The organism is Lentimicrobiaceae bacterium (assembly GCA_023227965.1).
GTDB lineage: Bacteria > Bacteroidota > Bacteroidia > Bacteroidales > JALOCA01 > JALOCA01.
On sequence record JALOCA010000001.1, the window covers coordinates 27,393 to 53,443 of the forward strand.

The 26,051-nt window shown below is 36.7% G+C and carries 14 protein-coding genes; 9 read left to right on the forward strand and 5 right to left on the reverse strand.

The window, feature by feature from the left end:
• Positions 1–7 precede the first annotated feature (7 nt).
• From M0R21_00135 to M0R21_00150, 4 genes are all read left to right on the forward strand, one after another.
• Positions 8–532, forward strand: a complete 525-nt coding sequence (locus M0R21_00135; GenBank protein ID MCK9616224.1) for a hypothetical protein — start codon at positions 8–10, stop codon at positions 530–532.
• A 1,206-nt stretch (positions 533–1,738) separates the two neighbouring features.
• Positions 1,739–1,903 carry a hypothetical protein gene (locus M0R21_00140; protein ID MCK9616225.1) on the forward strand — a complete coding sequence of 55 codons (165 nt, stop codon included), beginning with the start codon at positions 1,739–1,741 and terminating at the stop codon, positions 1,901–1,903.
• Positions 1,904–2,336: 433 nt separating this feature from the next.
• Positions 2,337–4,166 carry a helix-turn-helix transcriptional regulator gene (locus tag M0R21_00145; GenBank protein MCK9616226.1) on the forward strand — a complete coding sequence of 610 codons (1,830 nt, stop codon included), beginning with the start codon at positions 2,337–2,339 and terminating at the stop codon, positions 4,164–4,166.
• A gap of 391 nt (positions 4,167–4,557) precedes the next feature.
• Positions 4,558–6,768, forward strand: coding sequence for a T9SS type A sorting domain-containing protein (locus tag M0R21_00150; GenBank protein MCK9616227.1), 2,211 nt, complete (start codon positions 4,558–4,560; stop codon positions 6,766–6,768).
• Positions 6,769–7,205: 437 nt separating this feature from the next.
• Here M0R21_00150 and M0R21_00155 read toward each other — a convergent pair whose 3' ends face one another.
• The 3 genes from M0R21_00155 to M0R21_00165 are packed head-to-tail and all read right to left on the reverse strand — an operon-like array spanning position 7,206 to position 14,625.
• Entirely contained in the window at positions 7,206–11,693 is a 4,488-nt protein-coding gene (locus M0R21_00155) for a hypothetical protein (GenBank protein MCK9616228.1), read from the reverse strand.
• A gap of 3 nt (positions 11,694–11,696) precedes the next feature.
• Positions 11,697–12,515, reverse strand: coding sequence for a 50S ribosomal protein L11 methyltransferase (gene prmA, locus M0R21_00160; GenBank protein MCK9616229.1), 819 nt, complete (start codon positions 12,513–12,515; stop codon positions 11,697–11,699).
• A 4-nt stretch (positions 12,516–12,519) separates the two neighbouring features.
• Positions 12,520–14,625 carry a S9 family peptidase gene (locus M0R21_00165; GenBank protein ID MCK9616230.1) on the reverse strand — a complete coding sequence of 702 codons (2,106 nt, stop codon included), beginning with the start codon at positions 14,623–14,625 and terminating at the stop codon, positions 12,520–12,522.
• Positions 14,626–14,979: 354 nt separating this feature from the next.
• On the opposite strand from M0R21_00165, the gene M0R21_00170 reads away from it, so the two are divergent.
• The 3 genes from M0R21_00170 (at position 14,980) to M0R21_00180 (ending at position 17,479) form a co-directional block, all read left to right on the forward strand.
• On the forward strand, positions 14,980–16,641 hold the full coding sequence (locus M0R21_00170) for a response regulator (protein ID MCK9616231.1): 1,662 nt from the start codon (positions 14,980–14,982) through the stop codon (positions 16,639–16,641).
• A gap of 132 nt (positions 16,642–16,773) precedes the next feature.
• A complete protein-coding gene (locus tag M0R21_00175; protein ID MCK9616232.1) occupies positions 16,774–17,055 on the forward strand; it encodes a hypothetical protein in 282 nt (93 codons plus the stop codon).
• 10 nt (positions 17,056–17,065) lie between these two features.
• Positions 17,066–17,479 carry a response regulator gene (locus M0R21_00180; GenBank protein MCK9616233.1) on the forward strand — a complete coding sequence of 138 codons (414 nt, stop codon included), beginning with the start codon at positions 17,066–17,068 and terminating at the stop codon, positions 17,477–17,479.
• 6 nt (positions 17,480–17,485) lie between these two features.
• On the opposite strand, the gene M0R21_00185 is transcribed toward M0R21_00180, so the two are convergent.
• Positions 17,486–18,706: a hypothetical protein gene (locus M0R21_00185; protein MCK9616234.1), complete on the reverse strand. Its 1,221-nt coding sequence runs from the start codon at positions 18,704–18,706 to the stop codon at positions 17,486–17,488.
• A gap of 52 nt (positions 18,707–18,758) precedes the next feature.
• On the opposite strand from M0R21_00185, the gene M0R21_00190 reads away from it, so the two are divergent.
• Positions 18,759–20,546: a M1 family metallopeptidase gene (locus tag M0R21_00190; GenBank protein ID MCK9616235.1), complete on the forward strand. Its 1,788-nt coding sequence runs from the start codon at positions 18,759–18,761 to the stop codon at positions 20,544–20,546.
• On the opposite strand, the gene M0R21_00195 is transcribed toward M0R21_00190, so the two are convergent.
• The gene (locus M0R21_00195; GenBank protein ID MCK9616236.1) at positions 20,543–20,962 is read right to left on the reverse strand and encodes an Rrf2 family transcriptional regulator; all 420 of its coding nucleotides are present in this window, start codon (positions 20,960–20,962) and stop codon (positions 20,543–20,545) included. The genes M0R21_00190 and M0R21_00195 overlap by 4 nt on opposite strands.
• 202 nt (positions 20,963–21,164) lie before the next feature.
• Here M0R21_00195 and M0R21_00200 point away from each other — a divergent pair, with 202 nt between their 5' ends.
• Positions 21,165–26,048, forward strand: coding sequence for a hypothetical protein (locus tag M0R21_00200; GenBank protein MCK9616237.1), 4,884 nt, complete (start codon positions 21,165–21,167; stop codon positions 26,046–26,048).
• Positions 26,049–26,051: the final 3 nt, after the last annotated feature.

Here is a 26,051-nt window from a genome sequence, read left to right on the forward strand (position 1 = left end):
AATTACTATGTATAAAAAAAATTTCCAGTGGGTTTTGATTATTGCCGCAATGGCTTTTATAATAGCAGCCTGTAGCTCACAGAAAGATAAAATGAACAACGAAATAGCCGACCTGGAAAAAGTGTTACGAAACGACAGTAGCGGACAACTGATTGTTTCGAAAGGAAATGAACTTTCGGAGAAATATATCGCTTTTTCGCGCGCCAATGCGCACGACAGCCTTGCACCCGAATACCTTCTTCGTGCCGCAAAGGTTTATATGAACATCCACCGTGCCGAAGATGCGGTCAACCTGCTCGATACCCTGATGCAAAAATATCCTTCTTTTAAAAATTTGTCCGAATGTTTGTTTTTGCAGGCTTTTATCTGTGAAAACTCATTGGGTCAGTTAGGAAGGGCTAAAGATAAGTATTTTGAATTTCTGCAAAAATATCCTGAAAGTGAATTTGCCGACGATGCAAAGGCTGCTATTGAACTGTTGGGAAAATCGCCCGAAGAGATAGTGAAGGGCTTTGAAACAAAGAAAAAGTAGAGGCAGTTTGGGCGTTTTTTTTATTTATTGTGCCTTTGATGTTTCTTTAAATCCATTTTACATCATCTTGGATATATTTAGCCTTATCTTGAATGGATTTTGGCTCATCTTGAATTCATTTTGAAACATTTTGAATAGGTTTTGGATGTTTATAAAGACATAGTGGCAGATTTCAAATAGGTTTTGGAATAAGTGAATAGATATTAAAACATTTCAAATTGATTTTAAAACTGTTCAAATAGGTTTTAAAATTTGTCAATTGATTTTAGAACTGTTCAAATTGATTTTGGAATTTGTCAATAGTATTTAGAACATTTTGAATAGATTTAAGATGATTTTGAATCAATTTTAGAACATCTGAATAGGTTTTGGATGTTCACAAAGACATAGTGGCAGATTTGAAATAGATTTTAGAACATTTTGAATGGATTTAGCTTTATCTTAAATGGATTTGTGCCCATTTTAAATGGATTTTGCCATTTTCTGAATAGAAATTATTTTTTTCTGAATCCGATATGGGATAGCCTTGTTGGGGATTGAAACCCTGAGAGGGATATTTTCATCATTTTAAATCTGTTGCATGACATTTCAGTTGAAACTCATCATTCGTTTAAAAAAATCTATGTGTTGTAAAGAAAAAAAGAGACATTTTTAATCAAAAGAATTCCTCGGGGCTTGCCCCAGGGTCATTCATTCTTACACAAAACTTAAACGTAAAGCTTTCGGTTTATAACATCAACGGACAATTAACAAATGTTTTGCTGGATAAAATGATGGAAAAAGGAAATCATCGAATAAACTGGAATGCTACAGAAAAACTAATGCCAGGTGTCTATCTGTTAAAATTAGAAACCGGGAACACCGTAGAGACTACTAAAGTGATAGTTAAGTAAACCACTTCAAAAAAGAAAATAAAGTTGTAATTATCCCAGATTTGTCATTTAAACTCTGATAATTTGATGTACTTTCTAATGACGGATTTGGGATTATTTGATTGAAAAGGAACCTCCACCGTGAGACCTTTTTTTTCAGTGGTAGAAAATACGTTTTTAGCAACTTAACAGAATTGGTAGAAATGCCCTGAAACATAGATAGCGGAAGCTGAAAAACTGGGACAATAACTTAAACCCGGATCCGTATTTAAACTTTGATAATTTGAAGTATCGTATCCTTATGGTGTAATAATTGGAAGATATTGCCAATATGATGGCACAGAAAGTTCTTCAGGCGGCACTGCTTTTTCCCAATGTAGTAAAGATGGCCTCTAAACAAGGTGTTCTGAGAGCCAAGGAAGTGTACGACAATCTCAAGCATCGTTTCTCAGATAGTAAACTTTCAGAAATTATTACCAACAATACGGAAACCAAGTAGTTGAGAAGGATAGTTTTTTAATGGGTCAATTAATGGTAATGAGGCAGTGGGCTTGGCTCTTTACTTTTTACAATATAACCATCTTATTTTTATAACTATCCTGTCTCATTTTATATCTTATAAAGTCTATGCCTGTAGGACAAAGTTTTTTCACTATGCCTGCTTTGCATCTTTAATACAAAACATTTGCCCTAACAGGATAAATTCATCCGCCAGGCAAGTTAAAAACCTTCAGGGTAGGTATTGTTGGCCTGATTTACCTGTATTCATAATAACATGAAAAATTATTCACAAAATTTCATGCAATACACAACTGGTCTTAATACATATTAAATTTTAACTTTGTACTTGGATTTTTCTACCCTAGAAGATTAGAATAACTGCCATAATTTATTACTATACACTGGTTAATAAAAACTTATAACTTTATTATATGATTAAAAAATATACATTTATATTCTTGATTATAATAATAGTAATCTCATTAACAGTTTATTTTTTAATAGAATTAAATATATCAGGGGATAATAACAAAAATTCAGTAAAAAGTAACTATAGCTATACTGTTGAAAATAAGATAATAATACTTGATAAAAATAATGAGTCATATGTATCCGGTAAAAAAGAACCATATAACAAAAAATACTATGATTCATGTTTCAGATTGTCTGTTAACTATTTTCATAAAAACCTTGATTCAGCAGAAATTATTCTTAATCGTATGTTACTACAGTCCAGGTCTGAAAATAGTAAATATGGTATGACTCTAGCATATGCCGAATTAACAATTAATAATGCAGAAAAAGGAGAAATAAATAATGCTTATAACTGCCTTGAAAAAGGCTACCTTGCTTATGACGGACTTTGTGTACCCAAGTTATATGCTTTTTTAAATCTATCAGAAGGTTTTTTAAACTATAAGGCAGATAATTATTATGAAGCTTGCCAAGCTATTTTCCGGGCCTATAAGATATATGAAACATTAAAAGATGAACATTGGATGTCAAAATGTAATTCATTGTTAAGTCTGCAGTTTTATCAACTTGCAGATTATGATAACGCAATAAAATATCTCAGAAAAGTCATCAAATATGAAGAAAAAACCAAGAGTTATAGAAGTCTATGTGCAGATTATCAGAACATGGGAATGTTTATGGTGTATAATAGCTCTTACGATTCTGCTAATATATATCTTAACCGTTCTATTGCTTTACTAAAGAAAGTACCTAGTTTAATGGTTTTAGCCGCAATTTATGAAATAAAAGGAGAAATGTTTTCAAACCAAAAAAAGTTTGATTCAGCAATATATTATCTGAATAAAGCCAAAGAAATTGCATTCCAAGCCAAAGATAATTTTAGGTTTGTATCTGCATCTTATGATCTTGGAAATATAGCCCAACAAAAATCTGATTTAAATTTAGCCGGTCTTTATTACTTACAAGGTGTGGATTTTGCAAAAAAGTATGGTTTAAAAGATTTGACACTTGAAGGATATAAGGAACTGTCTACCATTGCCTATAGATATGGAAATCTACAAAAGGCCTATGATTACAATAACAAATATCTGGAATTACGGGAAAAAGACGCAAAGGATAAAAATGAATCTATTGCAAAGAGCCTGGAAATTCAGGAAATATATGAAAAATATCGCAAGAAAATACTGGTAGAACAACAAATTCAGCAATCACAGCTTAAAATATCCCGGAGATTTGTACTTATTCTTTGCATATTACTTATTGTTTTGATATTGTTTATTATCTATTTTGTCAAATGGGCAAAACTTCGTCATAAGCAAATAATTATGGAAAAACAGAATTTGAATGCTCAAATAGGAGTAAAGAAAAAAGAACTTTCCGTTATTCTTATGGAACAAACCAAAGATTCTGAACAAATTAATTCATTTTTAAAAGAGCTAAACGAAAAACTTGCTTCATTGCCGGAAGATAATCAAAAGAATATTTATAAATTAATTAATCAGCTTAAAAATCAGCAAGATAAAAAAATATGGGAAGAGTTTGAAATCCGTTTTAAAAATGAAAATGAAATTTATTTTAATGCATTAAAAAATGTTTGCCCGGTCCTTACTCCTGCAGAAATAAAAATATGCCTCTTATTACGACTTAATATGTCAACAAAAGACATTGCTACCATACTTTTTAAATCAGAATCTTCTGTTGAGGTTGATCGTGCAAGAATCAGAAAAAAATTAGGTATAACTAACCAAAATATTAGCTTAACAGATCATTTGTTAACTATAGGCTGATTCGTAGATCTTCCTACTGAAATTACACTAATAAGCTATTTATTGTTGTATGTCTGCCCATTGCTATGGCACTCAATCAATAATAAATACTTAGTTATATGGTATTTATAAAATCAAAAAATTTTATTTGCTAAGGTGCTTATATATGTGTTTTGCTATGTATGTGCTAAGTTCAAATAATTCCATATTTAAATAATTCCAAATATTTTTGGTTTTCGATTTAAATTCTGAAATGAATCATTTTAATAATGATGAATTTTATTAAAAATATTAATAGATTATGAAATATTACCGATATTCGTTACAAAACTTTATCTGCATAAGAGGCCCATGCCATTATATAATTTTTAATCATAACAAGTTTTATTAATTATTTAAATAACATATACATATGAAATATTTTTTTTATCTTGGTATTAATATTATAATATTTTTTTTATTATGCTTATATGGGCCAGCATTAAAAGCCCAAACATATACAGAAACTAATGATTTAACCGGAAATACTACTTTATTTCTAAAAAAATCAAATGGTAAAGTCGCCCAGGCTAACTTTTTTAACAACCATAGTGTTTCAAATATATCTGTTGATGGCTATAAAAAATGTAATGATAATTCTTATAAACTAAATAGTGTAAAAAGCAGTAAAGAATCATATATAGTTAAATTAAGCTGTGATTTCTTTCCTAAAAGTAACGCATTAACAAGTAGTGAAGGTACATACTATTTTGACAGATGGAATTTTGACACATTATTTTTTTCGGAAACCGTATTACCGGAAGGTATTTATGATATTGTTTTACAATCTTCCAGTCCTGTATTTGCAAACATTATTTTACATAATTTTATAATTGACAGAAACATTGATACAATTTTATACTTCAACAACTATGCTACTGATACAATTTTTTTTGAAGGACGAGATGAAAACAATCAACCATTGATATCACTTGATAATAATGATTTTATTTTTATCCTTGAGTTTCCTCAAAATTTAAATCAAGAATGGTTAGCCATGTCTTATAATGATTATCCGTTAAATTATATACTTGCATCTGAAACAGATTCGCAATATAACTTAAAATGTGGCCAAGTAATAATAAACGACGAAAAAGTTTATCTTATGTCTTTCCCAAAACTACAGGGAATTTCAGCAGATACTATTTTAATAAACGATCCTGATTCTTATAATATTGCTAATTATGTTCTCAGACCTTCCCCCGCTGCCAGTGATATGTATATTAATACTATGACTGGATGGCTTTTTAAAGAAGAAGATGGAAGTCCTGCTTCCATTGGACTTCGTGATGATACCCAGACCGGATTTGTTTATAATGGTTCAGATACAATAAAAATGTATTTAAATAATAACATCAATGAAGAAGACCGTTGCTCGATGGGAGGCGGTTTTACGTTTTGGGAAGATATTGATGATTATGATCATTGGATGATGGTAACGCCTCAGCATAATTATGTTTACGAGGGAAATTCGGTTGCATTGAGTAATTTTTATCCTCCATTTCCGGCTGATTATGTATCTCAGAATAATGATTTAAGGAAATTAGGCTTTAATGCCCCTTTTATCTCTGTAAGCGGATTGAATAACCTCTCTGGAAATTATATGATACTTCCTGATATTGAGTTTAAAGGACAGTATGGAGAACAACGAAAAACGGACATCTACAGGAGTACTTATTCTTTATTACATAACGACCAAATAATTATCAATGATACTGCCTTTAAATTTGAGCCATATTTCCCTTCAGAAGGAGGAATTTATACCTTAAACATTGAAAACACAAATTATGTTCTTGACAAAATGGCTGGTAATATATCACTTCGAATGGATTTTAATCTAGATATGCCGGATGCAAATTCTCCGAAATTTACCTCTTTTAAAATATTGACAGAAGATCATAAAATTAGTGAATTACTGACATCTGGAAAATATGCCACAATGGAATTTACGATTTCTGACTTTCCTTTACCATCTGGAGGAGGTGATGCTAAAAAAGCAACAAATAAAAATTTAAATAATGATTCAAAATTACGGATTAAAGAGGGAATAAATTCAGTTCATTCTTATTATAAATCGTATAATTCCATAGAATGGATAGAGCTACCTTTAATTGAACAACATTCTTTATTCGATTCATTAGTTTATGGTAATTATTTTGTAAGCAATCTTAGCCAAGCCATCGCAAACGTTACAGACTCTGTTTTTTTCGATATAAAGATTGAAGCAATAGATTCTTCTGGCAATGCCTCTGCTCAGATCTGGCACCCTGCATTTTTAGTAAAACCAGATGGTGTAGGGATCAATGAAAATAAAATCCATAACGGAGAAACGACATTACAAATTTATCCTAACCCTGTGAACGATAACAGCATTATATCTTTTAATCTTACACAAAACTTAAACGTAAAGCTTTCGGTTTATAACATCAACGGACAATTAACAGATGTTTTGCTGGAAAAAACGATGGAAAAAGGAAATCATCAGATAAACTGGAATGCTACAGAAAAACTAACGCCAGGTGTTTACCTGTTGAAATTAGAAACCGGGAGCACCGTAGAGACTACTAAAGTGATAGTTAGGTAAACCACTTCAAAAAAGAAAATAAAGTTGTAATTATCCCAGATTCGTCATTTAAACTCTGATAATTTGATGTACTTTCTAATGACGGATTTGGGATTATCTTTCTTACAAACATAAAAACAAAGGTAAAACGTAAAATTAACACCCAAAATCATGTTCTTATTTATCGTAATGACATTGATCTTATAGTATTTACAGATGAGTTTCTTGAGCTTTTTTAAAATGTACGGAAGTCAGGAAAAACTCGAAGAGGAGTTTTTGCGTTTTATTTTCCGCTTGCTTTTTCCGCAGCGTTTATTCTATTTTCCTACTTGAAAATCAATTTTTTAAGGAACGGCTAAGTAATTTGTTATACTTCCTAAAAAGAAATTTTTGAAAAAATTTTTAATTTCCAGAAACTTCCAAGTACCCTATTATATTGCAGTTACTTAAAAAATAAGTTATTTTTCAATTGCCTGCATTTTTCTGAGAAATTGTATTCTCTTTTCGGGTGTAGAGATGATATAAAGATAAGGCTCTTCAGCATTTTTTGATTTCAGCGTCCGTTTTACTTCTTTAATGCCGGAAATGATTTCATTAAAATCGTTGTTCGACGACAGCGCCTGCATCACTGAGTTAGAATAACTAAAGAAATACCAAATCGAAGGGCTGATTTCAAGATAAATTGTAAAAACATCCCCTGTACGACGTCTTCCGAGTTCGATATACCCGTTTACGTATTTGTTTACTGATACTTTGCCTATATTCATGATGCCTATGGAACCTGCGGATACAAAGGAACGTATTGCCGGATTCCAGGTAAAATGAAGATCAGTAAGTAACAAAGTATGATTAAGTCCCTGCGGCATTTTTTTAATACTGCCAAAAAGGGAGATGTCGTTAAGAACCTTTTGCGCTTCCTCTTTTCCTATGAACGTAGCAATTCCTTTTGCAGTAAGGCTAGCTGTAAGATTCAAACCGTTAAGATTTGCCGATTCGAGGTCATTTTGCATTTTTTTTAAGGCATTATCGGCAAAGAAGAAGTCGAGCGACATCATACTTTCCACAGCCGTTGAATCGGCTATGGTAAAATTGCGGATTCTTCCGAAATTCCTGATTTTTACCTGTGCCAGATCGGATAAAAGCTGTTGGGGCCCTTCGCCATACAAAATACATCTTTCGCGATTAAAACTCATATAATTTCCACCGGCAGCAGGATTTTCGAGCCGTTCGGGTGCCGCAAGGCGATATTCATTGAATGATTTATCAAAAGTAAGCGTACCTGATGTAGTAAAAAGAACGGAGTCAGGATAAGCCCCGGCGAATGCAAAAAACCGGGGATAAATCGTGCCTTCGGTCTCCGAAAACATCACCGAAGTATTCAATCTTTCCCCTTTTAAATTGGTTAGTGGGTATTGTAAAGGAATCTGGATATTTTTAGGGTTAATTTTCGCAATGAATTTTACCCATTGCTGTCCTGATGACGAGCAATCGTGTTTGATACGGAAGCCTCCATCGAAAGTAAATGTTTCGCTTGCCGCATTAAGATGTATTTTCCCGGCAAAGTCGAAATCGTTGCTGAGCGTAAAATGTGCAGAATCGCTGACATTTGCAATACCTACGGTTTGTTTTGTAATGCTATCGTAAAATATTTCGGTAAATAAAACGGGCTGTGCCTGCTGGTTTTCGTCAACATAATCGGAATAGCCCTTGGCTTTATAACGCATACGGGAATAAACGGATACATCGGCATTGTAAATGGTATGGTATTTTGTAGTGCGGTTTGCAAGAACAAGGGCATCTTTTAGTTCCTTCATTTTTGCTTTTTTGAGAATGGTTACCTGTCCGCGGGCGGGGAAAATAGCAACATCGGCAACCCTGATCAGTTTCACATCTTCTGCAAAAATAATATTATCCTTTAAGTTGTAACGAGCTCTGAAACAATAAAATGACAAAGAATCCTGATTAGGATGTGTGGAAATGAATTCAGAGCCCTTCAGGTTAGCATCTGCCAGTTGAGCGGGCGACATATTGTCAATTCCCTGTATCCTTTCGCTAAAGTTGTTGATAAGTTCCACTTCGCTTTTATCCATCAGCCAATCGAGTTGGTCCATAAAACAAATATACTGATTTACCGGGAATTCCACTTTTGAGCCTGTTCCGGTATTTCTAAATTCTCCCCTGCGTTTTTCAAAATCAATATGAGCTTTGTAAATATGGGTTGTAAAAGCCAATTCGTTCAGGTCAATTGTTTTCAACCGGAAATCAGTAGTATCAGAATCGAATGTATGGTGCTTAAAAACAAATCGTTTCGATTCCATTTCCGCATCGTTAAAACTGAGTGTTCCTTTTCCGCTTAATCCGGTTGATGACAAATGAATGCTTCCGTTCAGAAGAGTACTGTCGTTATAAACAACTATAGGCTTAGCTTTTATTGAAGTAATGGTCATTCTATCGGAATAGGGTTGCCAATGGAAGAAAGCATTGGTAGCTCTCGCCAGGGGATATTCCACTTCTGAAGGATGCGGGTCGAGGTTAAATTTTTTAATCTGTGCATTAGTCGAATCGGGGAAAAAGATATATGGAGTTGCTTCACTTACCGAACCTAAAAATTTCAAAGTTCCGTTTCCCTTCAACCCTTCATTGCTCAGAGTTATTTTTGAGTAAAATATACCTTTGCCATCATAAACCGGAAGCCCTTCTGGAGGTGTTTCTTTAAAAAATCCCAACGAAAAATCTTTCTGTACTTTTAAAGGTTCTACGATGTCGGGGAAAATATCCGCCGACACAAGGAACCCGTTAAATTCAAGTCCATCGGTAGTAAAATTGGCAAGGCTATCAATAGTAAACGGGTTTACATGGTAATAAAATTTGTCCTTATTATATACGCCATTTTGAATATTTTTTCGGTTATAATATGCGTAAGATTCGGTTTTACTGTTAAATACAGGGTAAATAGGATAAGATTTTACGCTGGATTTGTTATTGGGATTATCAATGAGCAAGTCTCCGCTCAGGTCAGCAATTACCGTTTTTACTTTGACAAGGGGATATTCACCTTCTTTATTTTTTACGGTATCATGTACGGTAAAACTAAGAGAGTCAATCGTGGGCAAATTAAGTTTGAATTTATCGTATTCGAAAGAGCATTCATGGGCAAAAAAATCAAAATACCCGGCATGTACACGTCCGGTAAAAATAAAATCCCTGTTTTTTTTAAGGGTAATCTGCTCGTTCACAGGATAAATAAATACCCGTTGCGAATCACTGAGTTGTACTTCGGGCACACCACGAATAATCAGATCGAAATTATCCATTGAAAGCGTAGCATTGGGCTGGTTATTTACAACCGAATAAAACCGTATTACATCATAATCCGTTTTTTTAGTTTTCGCTTTCAGGTAATTAAACATACGGGGCTTTAAGCTCACCCTATCCGATTCACTGTTATAAATAAGGAACCCTTTCCCCGTTAGCTGAATAAGCATACCCTGCACCTGTACATGAGGTTTTTTCAGGTAGTCGCTAAGTTCGTATCCATAAAACTCGGTAGTTCCAGTTGCTTCCGAAAATTTATACAAAGAATAAAGTGGATTTACTTCGTCAATGCCCTGTAATTTGTCGAAACGGGGCTCAGAAAAATAGTTTGAAGATTCAAAGGCGGCTTCACCGGTTTTTTTTATGCCTTTAATCATTTCAAAGTCAATTTTATTTTCATCCATTTTCCAATTCATGGATTCGAAATACATATCCATTTTATGAAACGAATCGAAAAAAGGACTGATGGCAAGCCCGTCTTCGTTTCGGGTAAAGGAAAGATGCTTTTGCATATCGTTGTAGCGCATCACCAAACCCGGATGATGGATGGAATCGTTTTCAAAATATAACGAAATGGAGGCATGATCGGCTAAAATTTTGTCGCTTCGGATAATAAACCTTTCTGACCCGGCTCTGGCAAAAGGCTTGCCATTCCTGGTAAAAGTGATTACTGCAGGTTCTTCGTAGGTGCCGCTTCCAACAATCCGCGCACCTTCCATGGTAAAGCCGCCGGTATAATCAATACCTTTAAAAATTCCGGAAATACTTATCGTTTTTTTGTACGAAACAAAGCGGGGAAATGTAGCTTTTTCTTCGGTATTTCCGGATAACATTTTTTCGGTCAGGCTCCCTATAAGGGGCTTAGAAAAAAATTTCGGATAATTAAAAAGAACTGTATCCGCAGTGAAACTTGCAAGTTTGAGGTTTAGTTTGTAAACATCCAGTTCAGCATACACGTCTTTCAAACCGGCTCTGCTCCAATTAATCATACCGCCCTTGCCTACCCATAAATCCTTGCCTGGATAAAAAACACCGCTTGTTTTATAAATAACTGAGCTATCATTATTTGTAATACAGACAAGATCGAGAGAAGGAAAGTAAACACGGGTCAGGCTGTCGAAAGAATAAAAGTAAGCATTGGTACGACAAATCCATTGCATATTTCCTGCATTGTATATTTTTTTATTTTTCGACAGCAAGCGGGTACTCTCAAGGTAATTCATAAAAGCCGTGTAGCTTTTGCTGTTTATGGTACTTTCAAGCCCGCGGTTCCATGCGTCCATACTGCTATCGGGCTGACCGCTCATAACCAGAGCCGTATAGGATGATATATATTCTGTAAACTGCGGGTACGCTTTCATCCTATTTTTCAACATGAGGTTGGAGGTGTTGTACACGCGGGTACGCTGGTTTTCTGTTATCTTTCCGCCATTCCAGGCTTCGGTAAATTTTCTAAGCGATTTTTTGGCTTCAGGTTTAAAATTCGGATTCACCTGGTCGAAAAAGGCATTCAGTTCATGGATAAATTTCACCGAATCGGGGGTAAAAGTAGCGGGAAGCTGGGCGTTTGCAATACCAATTCCGGCTAAAAATGCAACTAATAACAAAAAACGGGCGATTATTTTTGGCATAGATTATCGGTTTAATGTACAATGAACGGCAGCCCAATCGTTTTTTGTATGATAAAAATCAATTTTCAAATTATTTTTTGTGGCTTCTGCTTCAATTGCGGCTATGTCGTTCTGATAAAAACCACTCATCAGTAAAATGCCTCCGTTTTTAAGACTGCCAGCATATTTTGCCATGTCGTTTAGTAAAATATTGCGGTTAATATTTGCAAAAACGACATCATAAACATTTTTTGTAAGCAGATTTGCATCGCCTAATGTTGCTTTTATTTTGCTCCGATGGTTGTTGTTTATATTCTCCAAGGTATTGTTATAAGCCCATTCATCGTTGTCAATAGCATCCACCGAATGGGCTTGCCTTTTTTCGGCAAGAATGGCAAGTATGCCTGTTCCACAGCCCATATCTAATATATCTTTATCTTTCAGCTGCATAGAAAGTATTATCTCTATCATCAGGGAAGTGGTTTCATGGTGAGCCGTACCAAACGACATTTTGGGTTCAATAATAATTTCCAATCCGGCTTCCGGCTTTGAAGGATGAAAAGGCGCCCTGACATAGCATTGACCTGCAATAGTTACCGGTTCGTAATTACTTTCCCAAACCTGGTTCCAGTTAATGTCTTCAAGTTGCTTCCACGAAAAACGACATTGTACATTATTGGTAAATAATGTTTTCCGTATGGTATTTTCATCAAACAGGCGTGAGGGAATATACGCCATAAAACCGGAATCGCTTTCGGCAAAACTATCGAAGCCTATTTCCGCCAGATAAGCCATGGCTATTTCCGGTTCGGAGCAGATAAACTGTACTTCTGTATATTCCATTGACCTATTTCAGCCATTTATCGAGCCATCCGAAAAAGGTTCGTTGCCACAACACCCCATTCTGTGGGTGAAGAACCCAATGATTTTCATTGGGAAAATAAAGCATCTGCGCAGGCACACCTTTGAGAATAGCTGCATTAAATGCACTCATTCCCTGCGTTGAAGATATACGGTAATCTTTTTCTCCGTGAATTATTAGGATAGGAGTATCCCAATTTTGCACAAAACGATGGGGAGAGCTGGCATAACTGCGTTGTGCCGTTGCATTGGTTTTATCCCAAAACGGACCACCAAGGTCCCAGTTTACAAACCACATTTCCTCTGTTTCAAGATACTGGCTTTCGAGGTTAAACATACCATCGTGTGCAATGAATGCTTTAAACCGTTTGTTGTGGTTACCCGCAAGCCAATAAACCGAAAAACCACCATAACTTGCACCTACGGCTCCCAATTTATCGCCATTTACAAAAGGTTCTTTTATCATGGTATCAATTGCCGAAAGGTAATCTTGCATATTTTGTCCGCCATAGTCTCCACTGATTTGCTCAAGCCATTCTTTGCCAAAGCCGGGTAGCCCGCGACGGTTGGGCGCAACAATGATATACCCGTTTGCAGCCATTATCTGGAAGTTCCAGCGATACGACCAAAACTGGCTTACAGTACTTTGTGGTCCGCCTTCGCAATACAATAAAGTCGGATATTTTTTCTGGGGATTAAACTGGGGAGGGTAAATTACCCAGGTCAGCATATCTTTATTATCAGTAGTTTTTATCCAGCGTTTTTCCACTCTTCCCATACTAAGTTGTGAAAGAAGCTCTTTATTGGTAAAAGTGAGCTGGGTTTCTTTGCCATCAGCAGAATTAACCGCGAAGATTTCTGTAGGCATACTCATGCTTTGTTGCATTCCGATAAGGGTACTTCCTGCAACAGAAACATTCAGATAGTTATGGACTCCGTCGGTGAGTTTTTTAATTTTACCCGATTTCAGTTCGAGACGATAAATTTCGTCGGTAGCCTGCCAATCGCTGATAAAATAGATTTGTTTGTTATCATCGCTCCATGCAAGATTATTCGCATTTTGGTCAAAATTTTTGGAGTAATCCGTCATAGTTTTGGAAGCAAAATCATACACCATTAATCGTTGTTTATCCGACTCATATCCATCACGTTCCATACTTTCCCATGCTATTTTTTTCCCATCAGGCGAAAAAACAGGGTTCAGGTCGTAACCATTCATGCCTTCAGTAAGATTTATTGTAGTTTCCGTAGCTAAATTATAGATATAAATATCTGAATTTGTGGAAAGAGCGTATTCCTTTCCCTGTTTTTTCCTGCAGGAATAGGCAATACTTTTTCCATCGGGACTCCAGCAAATCTGCTCCATGCCTCCGAAAGGTTTTAAAGGTGATTCCCATGGTTCAAATTTCATAATATCAATACCATCGGTTATCATATTGCCATCTCTTTTAGCATAAAAAATATGGGTATAGGTTTCTACCCATTCATCCCAATGTCTGTACATCAAATTATTAATAACTTTCCCGGTGGCTTTATGCAGATCGGGATACAAATCCTGTGTGGAGAGGCTTGCTTTTACCTCTTTGGTGTAAACAATATTTTTTCCATCCGGAGAATATTTAAAACCTGAAATTCCTCCGTTAATAAAAGTAACTTGTTTAACTATACTTCCGTTAGCAAACATTTCATACATCTGCATTTCACCACTTTCGGCGCTCATAAATCCTATTTTTTTCCCATCGGGTGTCCATTGCGGATTGTATTCGCTTGAAAGAGTAAAGGTAAGTTGATTTTGTATTTTTCCATCAACCGAAACGGTGTATAGGTCGCAGTTGCCTTTGTCCAGAGGGACATCATACCAAGTAACTCCATACAGTACAGTTGATTTATCGGGAGATACGGTAGCTTCATTCACTCTACCCAACGACCAGAGCACTTCCGGAGTCATCAAATTACTTTTAAGCCGTAATTGCTTTTTGGTGATAATTTTTTGGGAAACAGGATTATTATTTCCTGAATTTGCCTGGCTAAAACCATATACAGGAATAAGCAGACTAATGGTAAACAATGCTATAATTCGTTTCATTCTCATGTTATTATTTCGGATATTATTAATTTACAAAAGATTAAGAAATGCTAAAAAAGTGGCTAAAAATAACAATTATTTTTATGTCTCAAAGGTAAAGACAGAAAAGAAAAGCTCCTGTCCGAATAGGGGACTTTATTTTCCCAAACAAAGAGAATGCTTTTAATTTATAAAATGTAACATTCACATTTTAAATAAAATATATAATGGCATGTCTATTGCTAAGAAAGAGTAGCCTAATATTATACATTCTTACCAAAAAGGCTTCGGGTATAAAAAGCAAAAGCACTAAAGAGCATTTATAATTTACAAAGTTTTATAAATAGTTTATTATGAGTAAAAACAGATTACTACAGGAAGATGACAAAAGAAAAAATAATTGAGTTAGAGCAGGAAAATGCTCTGTTGAAGGAAAAATTAAAAGAATGCGCTAAAACAGTAGATGCAGTACTGCAATCAAAGCGGGAAGCTGAAAAAGCCAACCATATCAAGTCAGATTTTCTTGCCATGATGAGCCATGAGATACGAACACCCATGAACGGGGTAATCGGAATGACAAGCCTTCTGCTTGATACCAACTTGACTTCCGAACAACGTGATTTTGTGGAAACTATACGCCTAAGCGGTGAAAGCCTGATAACAATTATTAATGAAATTCTCGACTTTTCAAAAATTGAATCCGGAAAAATTACTTTTGAAGAAGCACCTTTCGATCTGCGCAGTTGTATTGAAGACTCTCTTGATATTTTTACTCACAACGCCATCGAAAAAAGTCTTGACTTGTTGTATCTTATTCAACCAGAAGTTGCACATGCTTTTATAGGCGACAGAACCCGTTTACAGCAGGTGCTGGTTAACCTTATAAGTAATGCTATAAAATTTACCGAAAAAGGTGAAGTATTCATTAAGGTAGAAAAACGTAGTGAAAAGGGTGATACACAGGAAATTCTTATTTCGGTCAAAGATACCGGTATCGGGATACCACAGGACAAAATAGGCATTCTTTTCGATGCGTTTACACAAGCAGATGTTTCCACCACAAGAAGATACGAAGGTACAGGTTTAGGACTTGCTATTTCAAAACGCCTTATTAATCTCATGGGAGGAGATATTTGGGTTGAAAGCATTGAAAACGTAGGATCCACCTTTTTTTGTACCTTGCAATTAAAAACTACAGAACAAAACAAGCCTCGGCTGTACGTGAAAGGAAAACATCCGGAATTGCAAAATGCAAAGGTGCTGGTTGTTGATGACAATCAAACCAACCTATTGATAATCAACATTCAACTTGAATCATGGGGAATAATTCCCACCCTTGCAGCCTCTGCCAAAGAAGCACTTTGTATCTTATCAGAAGACGAAACCTTCGATCTTGCTATTCTCGATATGCAAATGCCGGAAATGGATGGCGTTGAACTTGCAAAATTGATGAAAAGTCAGATTCAGACACAATCTTTACCGCTCATATTGCTTACCTCGATGGGTAACCTCGACAGTATACCTAACGGAATTTTCGATGCCAAACTATCGAAACCGATACGTATGTCCACTTTATTTGATTATGTATTAAAAACTATATCCAATTCAAAAAACAAAAAAAACAACCCACATTCATTTGAATTTAATAAATGTCTTGCTGCTATGTTACCTATAAAAATTCTCATCGCCGAAGATAATCTCATTAATCAAAAACTAGTTATTTCCTTACTTGGGAAAATGGGTTACAGGGTTGACGCCGTTTCTAATGGTAAAGAAGCCGTTGAATCGCTGAGGCGACAACATTATGATATTGTATTCATGGATATTCAAATGCCTGAAATGAACGGTATTGACGCCACTAAAGCCATACTTGATAATTCAAACGGAAATAATCCAAATATAATAGCCATGACTGCAAACGTAATGCAAGGCGATAAAGAAAAATGCATCGAAGCGGGAATGGTGGATTACTTGAGTAAACCCATACGATTTAATGAAGTAGAACAAACTCTGATAAAATGGGGAAAAAAGGCAATTAATTAATTAATATGTATTTTATTAATTTTAGAATATTTTTTAAATCATTATTGATTAATTTTTATTTAAAAAATAATTTTTTCAGGTATTAAGCATTTTTTTATTAATTTTATTCCATCTGAATGAAAAAATATTTTGATGGTATCTATTATAAAAAATGAAATACAAAATCATATAATTTCTTTTTCAACAAAGCTTTACAAAGTTAAATTTTCCATTCTGTATGCTGACATATGGAATACTGATTTTGTGGAAAAAACTTTAGGGTATCTTTCATCCCCATTGCCGAAATCACCGGATTTTGGCAAAAAACATCAACCATTTATACAACAAAGAAAGGGTAAATGCAGCCATTACAATAAACGAAAAATTATAACACAAACTGGAGAAAAATTGGTTATATTTTACCCTACCTTATAAAACTGCTATAATGGAACAAGCCGACATTGCTACCCATTCTTCAGGGACTGGCTCAAACGATGCATCCCTGGTACTTATTGTAGAAGACGATCCTGTAAACAGTTTGTTTTTGCAGTTGGCTCTTAGAAATTCTCATTTAAAACTGATTATTGCCAGCACAGGGACCCAGGCAATTGAATTATTTGATAAAAATCCGGGAATCAAACTTATTTTGCTCGATATTAAATTACCGGATATTCCAGGGTATGATCTATCAAAATATTTTAAAGAAAAACGAAAATATGTTGCTATTATCGCCCAAACAGCTTATGCTTTACCTGGAGATAGAGAAAAAGTATTAGACTCAGGATGCGATGACTACATATCAAAACCTATTAAAAAAGAATATCTATTACAATTAGTTGATAGATATATAAATTCCTGATTTTTTTTATTTTCTTAGACTTTTTTCCTGAACAAACAAAAAATTCCTGATCATGTCCAATTCGCTTACAGGAGAAATAGCAAAAGAAAAATTTTTACTGAAATTCAGGTTATGGGGCGAAAAACACTCGGACATAAAAGCAATCAAGTGTTTCTCATCACATTCCCTACTTTCCATCTGGCGAGCTTTCAGAAACTGCAAAATCCGCAAAGCATCCACCTTGTGGCGGCAGGCTTTTACAAACATCTCCTGTGATTTGAAATTTTTACGTAGTGCCTTCCAGATGTCTTCTTCACCAAAAACCTGTTGCAGAAATGGTGTCATAGGTGTTTCAATATCACCAGTATACAGTAGGGGAAAAGCGTCGTAGGTTTGCTTTACCAGATTAAAAAGCCGGTAATCGTAAACAGGATAACTACTCCAATCTCCCCGGCTGCCTTTAATTAAGGCGGGACCTGTTCCGAAAAAAACCCTGTCGGAAAACCGTGCTGCCGGATATACAACATCTTCATTTGCAGTCAGTATTGTACCATATTTGCAAAGTTTTTGTAGAAAATAAAAATCTTCTCCACTCTTATGCGGAGTAATCCCCATGATGACTCTGTAAGCCCTGACAGTGCAAGCCATGGCAGAACCCAGCGCCGTAAAAGCATAAGGATTGTTTATTCTTATCAGGTTCAGCAGGTAACAGCGCATATAAATTTCATACCTTAAGATTGCCCTGTTTATCAATTCATTTTCTGTAAGATGGTGATAATAGGGAACAGCCATGGCTACTGCCGAAGGGTTACGCCGGAAACTATCACCGATACTTTGCAAGTAGCTGTTTCCAAAAAGCGTATCGCCGTCCATACTCACGATGATGTCTTTTTCACCGGCTAAAGCGGAAGCTGCATCCATTACCACTTTTCTCGCCTGCCCTACCCCGTAAGCTTTTTCAGTCCAAGCTTTTCCTGGCGAAGAGGCATCAATGAGCCGCACCGGAAATTTGCATTCTTTGTTGACAATGATTTTGTTAATTTTTTCAATGGTTTGCTGGTTGTTTTCGCAAATTTGCAACTTGTTTGCATCATTCCACCACCGTTCGGGCTGGTTAACAACAATAATAACAGTAGTTGCATAGGTTACTTCCTGCTGATTCAGACAGTTGAATAATGCTTCTGTATTTTCCAATTCATCCATCAGAGGGATGGTTACAAAAATTCCGGGTAAGGAAGTTGAATCCATAGCTAACCGTTTTTTTCTTATTTTCGTTGCAAAATTATCAAAATTGAAACGTATGTATTTTCAGGATGTACATTCTTTTTCCCGACCCGATCAGGCGGTAATCCGCCACGCATACCTCGAACTGGAAATAAATTTTTCCAAAAAAATAATTGAAGGGAAAGTTATCCATACCATAGAGCAATTTGGCAATAGTAGATGTATCACTTTTGATACTATGGGAATTCAAATAAAAAAAATATTACTGAACGGGATGGAGCCGGCGTTTTTTTCTTTTGGAGAAGCCAAAGAACATTTGGGGACTCCGTTAACCATACAGCTACAACCGGATACCCGTGCAATCACGATAGAATATGCAACGGTTCCTTCGGCAGAAGCGTTACAGTGGCTCGAACCAGCACAGACTGAAGGGAAAAATATGCCTTTCCTTTTCACACAATCACAGGCTACTTTAGCTCGTACATGGGTTCCTTGCCAGGATACTCCCGGAGTACGTTTTACTTACGAGGCAAGAGTGAAAGTACCTGCCGGGATGCTCGCGCTGATGAGTGCCCGTAACCCCAGACAAATAAACCAGGAAGGCATTTATAATTTTACAATGGAACATCCTATTCCTTCCTACCTACTTGCACTTGCCTGCGGAGATATTGCCTACAAAACCTTTAGCGAACGCACCGGGGTGTATTGCGAACCAAATCTTCTCGAAAAAGCAACCTATGAATTTGCCGGGATGGAAGAGATGGTACAGGCAGCAGAAGCACTATATGGTAATTATCGTTGGGAACAGTTTGACGTTTTAGTGTTACCTCCGAGTTTTCCGTTTGGGGGAATGGAAAATCCACGTCTGACTTTTGCCACTCCTACTTTACTTGCGGGCGACAGGTCGCTGGTAAACGTTATTGCCCATGAGCTGGCACATTCATGGTCGGGAAATTTGGTTACCAATGCCACATGGAACGACTTCTGGCTCAACGAAGGGTTTACCGTGTATTTTGAACGAAGAATCATAGAACATATTGAAGGAAAAGCATATGCAGAAATGCTGGCAAACATTGGCTACCATGAACTACAAAAAACGCTTCTGGAGTTGGGAGATAACAGCATTGACACCTGTTTGAAACTGGATTTGCAAGGCAGGAATGCCGACGAAGGTTGTACCCTGATTGCGTATGAAAAAGGATATTTTATGCTTTGCACCATCGAAAAAGTTATTGGCAGAGATGCTTTCGACAAATTTCTCAACAACTATTTTGCGGAATTTGGCTTTCAATCCATTACTACGGAAGAATTTATTACCTATTTTAATACACAAATTATCAAAGATAACTCCACGTTGAAAAGTCGCCTGCAGCTTAAAAAATGGATATACCAGCCGGGTTTACCAGCCGGGTTTATACCTCCTGTATCTGCCCGTTTTGGGAAAGTGGAATCGGAACTTCGGCATTGGCTAAACGGGCAAAGCGCATCCTCTCTTGTTACAGCAGGTTGGTCGAGCCATGAATGGCTACATTTGTTACAATGTATGCCCGAAAGACTGTCGAAAAAACAATTAGATGAGCTTGACCATACTTTTTGTTTTTCTGATTCGGGCAATGCGGAAATTCTTGTGTGCTGGCTCGAGTTATGTCTGAAAAATAATTACCTGAAAGTACTAAAGGTTACTGAGGACTTTCTCATGAATGTGGGAAGAAGAAAGTTTTTACTTCCGCTGTACAAAGCTTTGCTGCAAAACAATGCGACAAGAGAACATGCGGTTTGCATTTATACCAAAGCCCGTGAAAGATACCATTTTGTTGCTACCAACACTCTTGATAAATTATTGGCTTATAAAGTAAAAGATTAAACTTGTTTTCCGCTTATTTCACCCAGAGTAGTGTTGTTAAACATCTCGTAGGTATTATCTCTGATTTTCCGGAACATTTTTTTGATTCCACAGACAGTTTCGTCCTTACAGTGCTCGCAGGGTTGGTAATATTTTTCTGACACACATGGTAATAAAGCAATGGGCCCTTCAAAATCACGCATTATTTCCGACATTCTAATGTCAAAGGGATTTCTGAGCAAAAAATAGCCTCCTTTTTTCCCCAGTTTACTTCCCACATATCCCAATTTTTTTAAATCGAGCAAAATCAGTTCCAGAAACCGCTGGGGTATATGCTCACTTCGGGCTATATCGCCAATTAAAATAGGTCCCCTTCCAAAATCAATAGCTAATTTACTTAATGCCAGTATGGTATATCTTGTTCGTTTTGATAGCATTATTTTCCTCTTTTTGACATTCAAAATTAAAAATTATTTTATTTTTGGGAAAAAAAGATAATCACCTTCTGCAATTTATTAATTTGCTAACCTATTGCAGTAAATTGGTGTTTTTTATAAAAATAGCATTCCTATGTCAGGAGATTTTGCGGATGAAGATTGTCAAAATGTGTGTTATCTAATTTTTTAAAAATTATTACGGATGAAAAAAAAATCCCTTTTCTTGCTCACAATTTTTTTTAGTAGTTCTATACTTTTTGCACAACCAGAAACATTTCCTCCTCTTACGCCAATATCCGCTGCTGATTTGGCAAGATTAAAAAGCATTCCGGAACTCCCGGTTACGGATTTTGCTTCCCGTTCAATCCTGTTGCCTGCCATGGTTGATAATTCTACTCAGCCTTATTTTCGTCCTTTGTTTCAGCAGGTAGGTCTCGAATGTGGGCAGGCTTCAAGTATTGGACTTGGTTTTACTTATGAAATAGATAATGCAAGAAACGTTGCTGCAAATACCACCGCTAACCAATATCCCACACATTTTGCCTATAATTTCATCAATAATGGCACCGACAACGGAGTTAGTTACTTCGAAACATTCGAAATTCTGAAACGATGCGGAACTCCTAATGTAGCGGATTACGGTGGAATGTCGTACGGGGGTCCTTCGAGATGGATAAGTGGTTATGCAAAGTATTACAATGGTATGCAAAACCGCATTACTGATGTTTATTCGATAAAAGTAAATACTTACGAAGGGCTTGAAACGCTAAAAAGCTGGATTTATAACCATCTTGGCAATTCAACAGTTGGCGGAGTGGCAAATTTTTATACTCAATATATGAATCCAACGCTTCAATTGCCCGCAGGAACCCCGGAATCCGGAAAATATGTCATTACATCATGGGGTGGAAGCCCTAATCATGGATTGACTATTGTTGGCTATAACGATTCCATACGTTGGGACTATAATAACGACGGCTTATACACAAACAATATTGATATCAATGGCGATGGTATTGTCAACCTGAAAGACTGCGAAATTGGCGGAGTAAAAATTGCAAATACCTACGGAGGAATCAATAACTGGGGAAACACCGGTTTCTGCTATATGATGTATAAAACTTTTGCCGAAAACCTAGGTAACGGTGGTATCTGGAATAATATTGTTACCATAATTTACGCAAAACCTGTATGTACCCCAAAACTCACCTATAAAATTACGTTGAAGCATACTTCACGCACAAAGATTAAAGTATCAGCCGGAGTATCTACAGATATTTCAGTAACAGAACCCGATGCAATACTTAACCTTCCCATTTTCGACTTTCAGGGAGGAGATAAATACATGCAGGGAGGTACTACTGAAGCTGACAAAACCTTAGAGTTTGGCCTTGATGCCACACCCCTCCTGAGTGAAATTGCCTCCGGACAACCGGCTAAATTTTTCCTTATGGTGCAGGAAGCCGACCCTGATAACTTAGCTACCGGTCAGATTATTGATTGGCAAATTATAGATTATAATAATGGAGGCAATGCAATAGCCTGTAATTCTATCCCGGCTTTTGTTGAGAATGGAGTAACTACTGCAACAATAAACACAACTCTTAATTTTAATCTTCCGGTAATTACAAATACATCCCTCCCTGTTGCAAACATCAATGAGCCTTATAGTGTTCAAATGTATGTTAGCGGCGGAACAGCCCCTTACAAGTGGAAAAATGCCCATACATATTCCGAAGATTATTCTACTGTTACATTTCCAATGGTTTCGGATGCTCATTTAACACCGACCAATACTTCTTATGGTTATGCTGCCAAAGAAATTCCATTTTCATTTCCTTTTTATGGGAAAAACTATAACAAAGTGTATATGCACGTGGATGGTTACCTGATGTTCGAAGAAAATGATTTCCCATGGACTTTCATAATTTACGAAAAAACTTTCTTTAAAAATACACGGCATATTGCTCCATACATGTGCAAACCTATCATGACTTCAAATTCGGGTGCTGAAGGATTTTGGTATTCGGGTTGTGCTGACAGTGTAACTTTTAGATGGAAAGAATATCTGTACAATGCCCAGGGAAGTACAAACCTGAATTATGCTGTATCTCTGTTTCCTTCCGGCAAAATTGTGTTTTATTACGGAACTGTGCAGGGGCAAAGCTGGGTGAAATGGAACGCAGGAATATCAAATGGGGATGGGGTGAATTTCCATTTTGCCGCCATCACCGATTCACTTTCACAACCCACAGAAAATACTAAAATTGAATTTGAACCTTCGCCATTTCCCATTGAAATGAATATAAGTGAAAATGGCATTTTCAGTGGAACGCCTGTAAATGGTTACCAAAACTATCCTGTAAAGTTTTATGTAAACGATAATAACTTCCTATACGATATTAAAGAGCTTAATTTTGCAACCAAAGGGGTTAAAATTAATTATATTGTTCATGCTGGAAATGACAGCATCATTGATTTTGGTGAAAGCGTAACTCTTGACGCCGTTTTGCAGAACATAGGAACTGATGCGATAAATAATTTATCTCTTAGCGTAAGCAATACCGGTAGTTTTATAAATCTAACAGACAGTACGCAGAATATTGGTAACATGACCTCGGGGCAGATTATCACTATTCCGAATGCTATTGCCTTTAATGTTTCGCAGGAAATACCCGATTCCTATGTGGTCAGGCTTCACAATAAGCTAACCTGCACCGGCGATTTATTTGAAAACAACTCTTCATTTATTGCGCATGCTCCTGTTCTCGAAGTTGCCGGCTTTACAGTTTACGATGGGAATAACGGAATACTTCAGCCTGGAGAAACTGCAACTGTTGGTGTTTTGATTAAAAATAGTGGAGGCAGCAGGGCTAATTACGTGGAAGGTATTCTTTTATCATACGATCCTTTTTTCCAGGTTACACAACCTGCGGCATCTACAGGGTTTATTCTTCCTGATTCTAGTGTGTTATTTTATTTCGGAATTCATGTTTTGCCATCATGCCCTGTTACGCATCTTGCATTCTGCAATCTAAATCTTTTTGCCGATCAGAATTACAGCAATGCTGACAGTGTTTTCTTCAATGTAGGAGGAATTATTGAAGACTACGAAACCGGGAATTTTCAGAAATATCCCTGGCGGTTTTTTGGGGAAACTGCATGGACAATTAATCAGGCATCTCCGTTCGAGGGAGATTATTGTGCAAAATCGGGTACGGTTACCCATAACCAGCAATCGGCAATGTACCTGCAAAAGGAAGTGCTTTCAGCTTCCCTTATCAGTTTTTACTGCAAAGTTTCCTCTGAACCCAACTACGATTTCCTGATTTTTTATATTGATGGGCAGGAACAGGGACGGTGGGCTGGTGAAATGGATTGGACACTAAAATCATACCCTGTTAAAGCCGGATTACATACATTTTTATGGACTTATAAAAAAGATGTTTCTCAAAATGTCGGACAGGATTGTGCATGGCTTGATTACATTAACTTTCCGGTTCTTTCAGACTATTTACTGGTAGTGAATGCCGGAAACGATATTACCCGCTGCAGTAATGATCCTGTTGAATTAAATGGTATGGTGATGGGAACAAGCGATTTCCTTTGGACTACCACAGGCGATGGAACTTTCAGTAATGCCCAGATTCTAAATACTATTTATACGCCCGGCAGTCAGGACATGCAAAACGGGGGAGCATCCCTTGTGCTTGTAGGAAATAAACCACTTTGTCCCACGACTTCCGATACGCTGACATTGAGTGCCCACTATGCTCCGGGAGTGTTTGCAGGTACTAACGACGCCATCTGTGCAAGCGAAGTGTTTATTAACAATTCTTCTACTGCGTCCGCTTACGAATCTCTGATGTGGACTACTTCCGGTGACGGGCATTTTGATAATCCGCAGCAGTTGCATCCTATTTACGTTCCGGGAACCGGAGATATTTCTTTAGGGCAGGTTACACTTAGTGTTGCCGCTTCGGGTTATGGAAACTGCCCAGATACTACCGATGCTTTACTGCTTTATATTTACCCCAATATTGCAGTAGTGGCAGGAGAAGATCAAACTATTTCGTATGGATCAAGTACGCTTTTAACAAGCATCGTTTCAGGTGGAAGTGGTAATTTTACCTATAATTGGCAACCTGCGGATCAGCTTGTTGATAATACTGTAGCCCAGCCTGTAACTATCAATCTTACTTCTTCGATTCAATTTACGGTTAATGTTACAGATATTTTTTCAGGCTGTATTTCTTCGGATGCCGTAATTGTATATGTTTCCGGTGGTCCTTTGTCGGTTAATACCAACGCACAACCCGACACAGTTTGTTTGGGTAGCAGCAGTCAACTTAACGCACTTGCCGGTGGAGGCACAGGCAATTATTCCTGCATATGGACTTCTGTACCGCAGGGATTTACTTCAACACTTTTTAACCCTGTAGTTACTCCCCTGCAAACAACCATTTACACCGCCGAAATTAACGACGGTAGTACCACGCTTACCTCTTCGGTAACTGTTACTGTTTCTGAAGCTCCAGGAATACCTTATATCCCGGCAGGTCCCATACAAGTGGATATATATTATACTCCCACAAGTATATACACAACATATTCTGTAGCAAATGCTGAAAACTATGTTTGGCAGCTTTCACCCGAACAGGCAGGGATACTCATGGTACGGGATACTCTTTGCGAAGTTACATGGGATAATTATTTTACCGGTCAAGCTATGCTTAAAGTTAGTACTGCAAACCAATGTGGTAACAGCAATTGGTCTGAAGTATTACTTATTAATACAGAAAATTCAGTAGGGATTTTTCCCCATGTTGTTTCTGATGAGTGGTTGGTATTTCCTAACCCTACGCAGGGACAGATATTTATTAGTACCACCTCTGCTTCAGTCGGCAGCGTTTTGTATCGTCTTACAGATTTGCGGGGTATCACTCTACAACACGGGTACTTTACTTCTCCCAAAAAAGGGGATATATTTACCCTTGATGCAACAGATTTACCCGGCGGTTTGTACCTGCTATACCTTCGGGACAATAAAACGGAAAGGCATTTCTCTATATTGATTTCCCAATAACCG

Excerpts from the sequence above, each read along its gene's own strand:
- M0R21_00135 (MCK9616224.1), top strand. The coding sequence starts at position 8 with ATGTATAAAAAAAATTTCCAGTGGGTTTTGATTATTGCCGCAATGGCT.
- M0R21_00140 (MCK9616225.1), top strand. The coding sequence starts at position 1,739 with ATGGCACAGAAAGTTCTTCAGGCGGCACTGCTTTTTCCCAATGTAGTA.
- M0R21_00145 (MCK9616226.1), top strand. The coding sequence starts at position 2,337 with ATGATTAAAAAATATACATTTATATTCTTGATTATAATAATAGTAATC.
- M0R21_00150 (MCK9616227.1), top strand. The coding sequence starts at position 4,558 with ATGAAATATTTTTTTTATCTTGGTATTAATATTATAATATTTTTTTTA.
- M0R21_00155 (MCK9616228.1), bottom strand. The coding sequence starts at position 11,693 with ATGCCAAAAATAATCGCCCGTTTTTTGTTATTAGTTGCATTTTTAGCC.
- prmA (MCK9616229.1), bottom strand. The coding sequence starts at position 12,515 with ATGGAATATACAGAAGTACAGTTTATCTGCTCCGAACCGGAAATAGCC.
- M0R21_00165 (MCK9616230.1), bottom strand. The coding sequence starts at position 14,625 with ATGAGAATGAAACGAATTATAGCATTGTTTACCATTAGTCTGCTTATT.
- M0R21_00170 (MCK9616231.1), top strand. The coding sequence starts at position 14,980 with ATGACAAAAGAAAAAATAATTGAGTTAGAGCAGGAAAATGCTCTGTTG.
- M0R21_00175 (MCK9616232.1), top strand. The coding sequence starts at position 16,774 with ATGGTATCTATTATAAAAAATGAAATACAAAATCATATAATTTCTTTT.
- M0R21_00180 (MCK9616233.1), top strand. The coding sequence starts at position 17,066 with ATGGAACAAGCCGACATTGCTACCCATTCTTCAGGGACTGGCTCAAAC.
- M0R21_00185 (MCK9616234.1), bottom strand. The coding sequence starts at position 18,706 with ATGGATTCAACTTCCTTACCCGGAATTTTTGTAACCATCCCTCTGATG.
- M0R21_00190 (MCK9616235.1), top strand. The coding sequence starts at position 18,759 with ATGTATTTTCAGGATGTACATTCTTTTTCCCGACCCGATCAGGCGGTA.
- M0R21_00195 (MCK9616236.1), bottom strand. The coding sequence starts at position 20,962 with ATGCTATCAAAACGAACAAGATATACCATACTGGCATTAAGTAAATTA.
- M0R21_00200 (MCK9616237.1), top strand. The coding sequence starts at position 21,165 with ATGAAAAAAAAATCCCTTTTCTTGCTCACAATTTTTTTTAGTAGTTCT.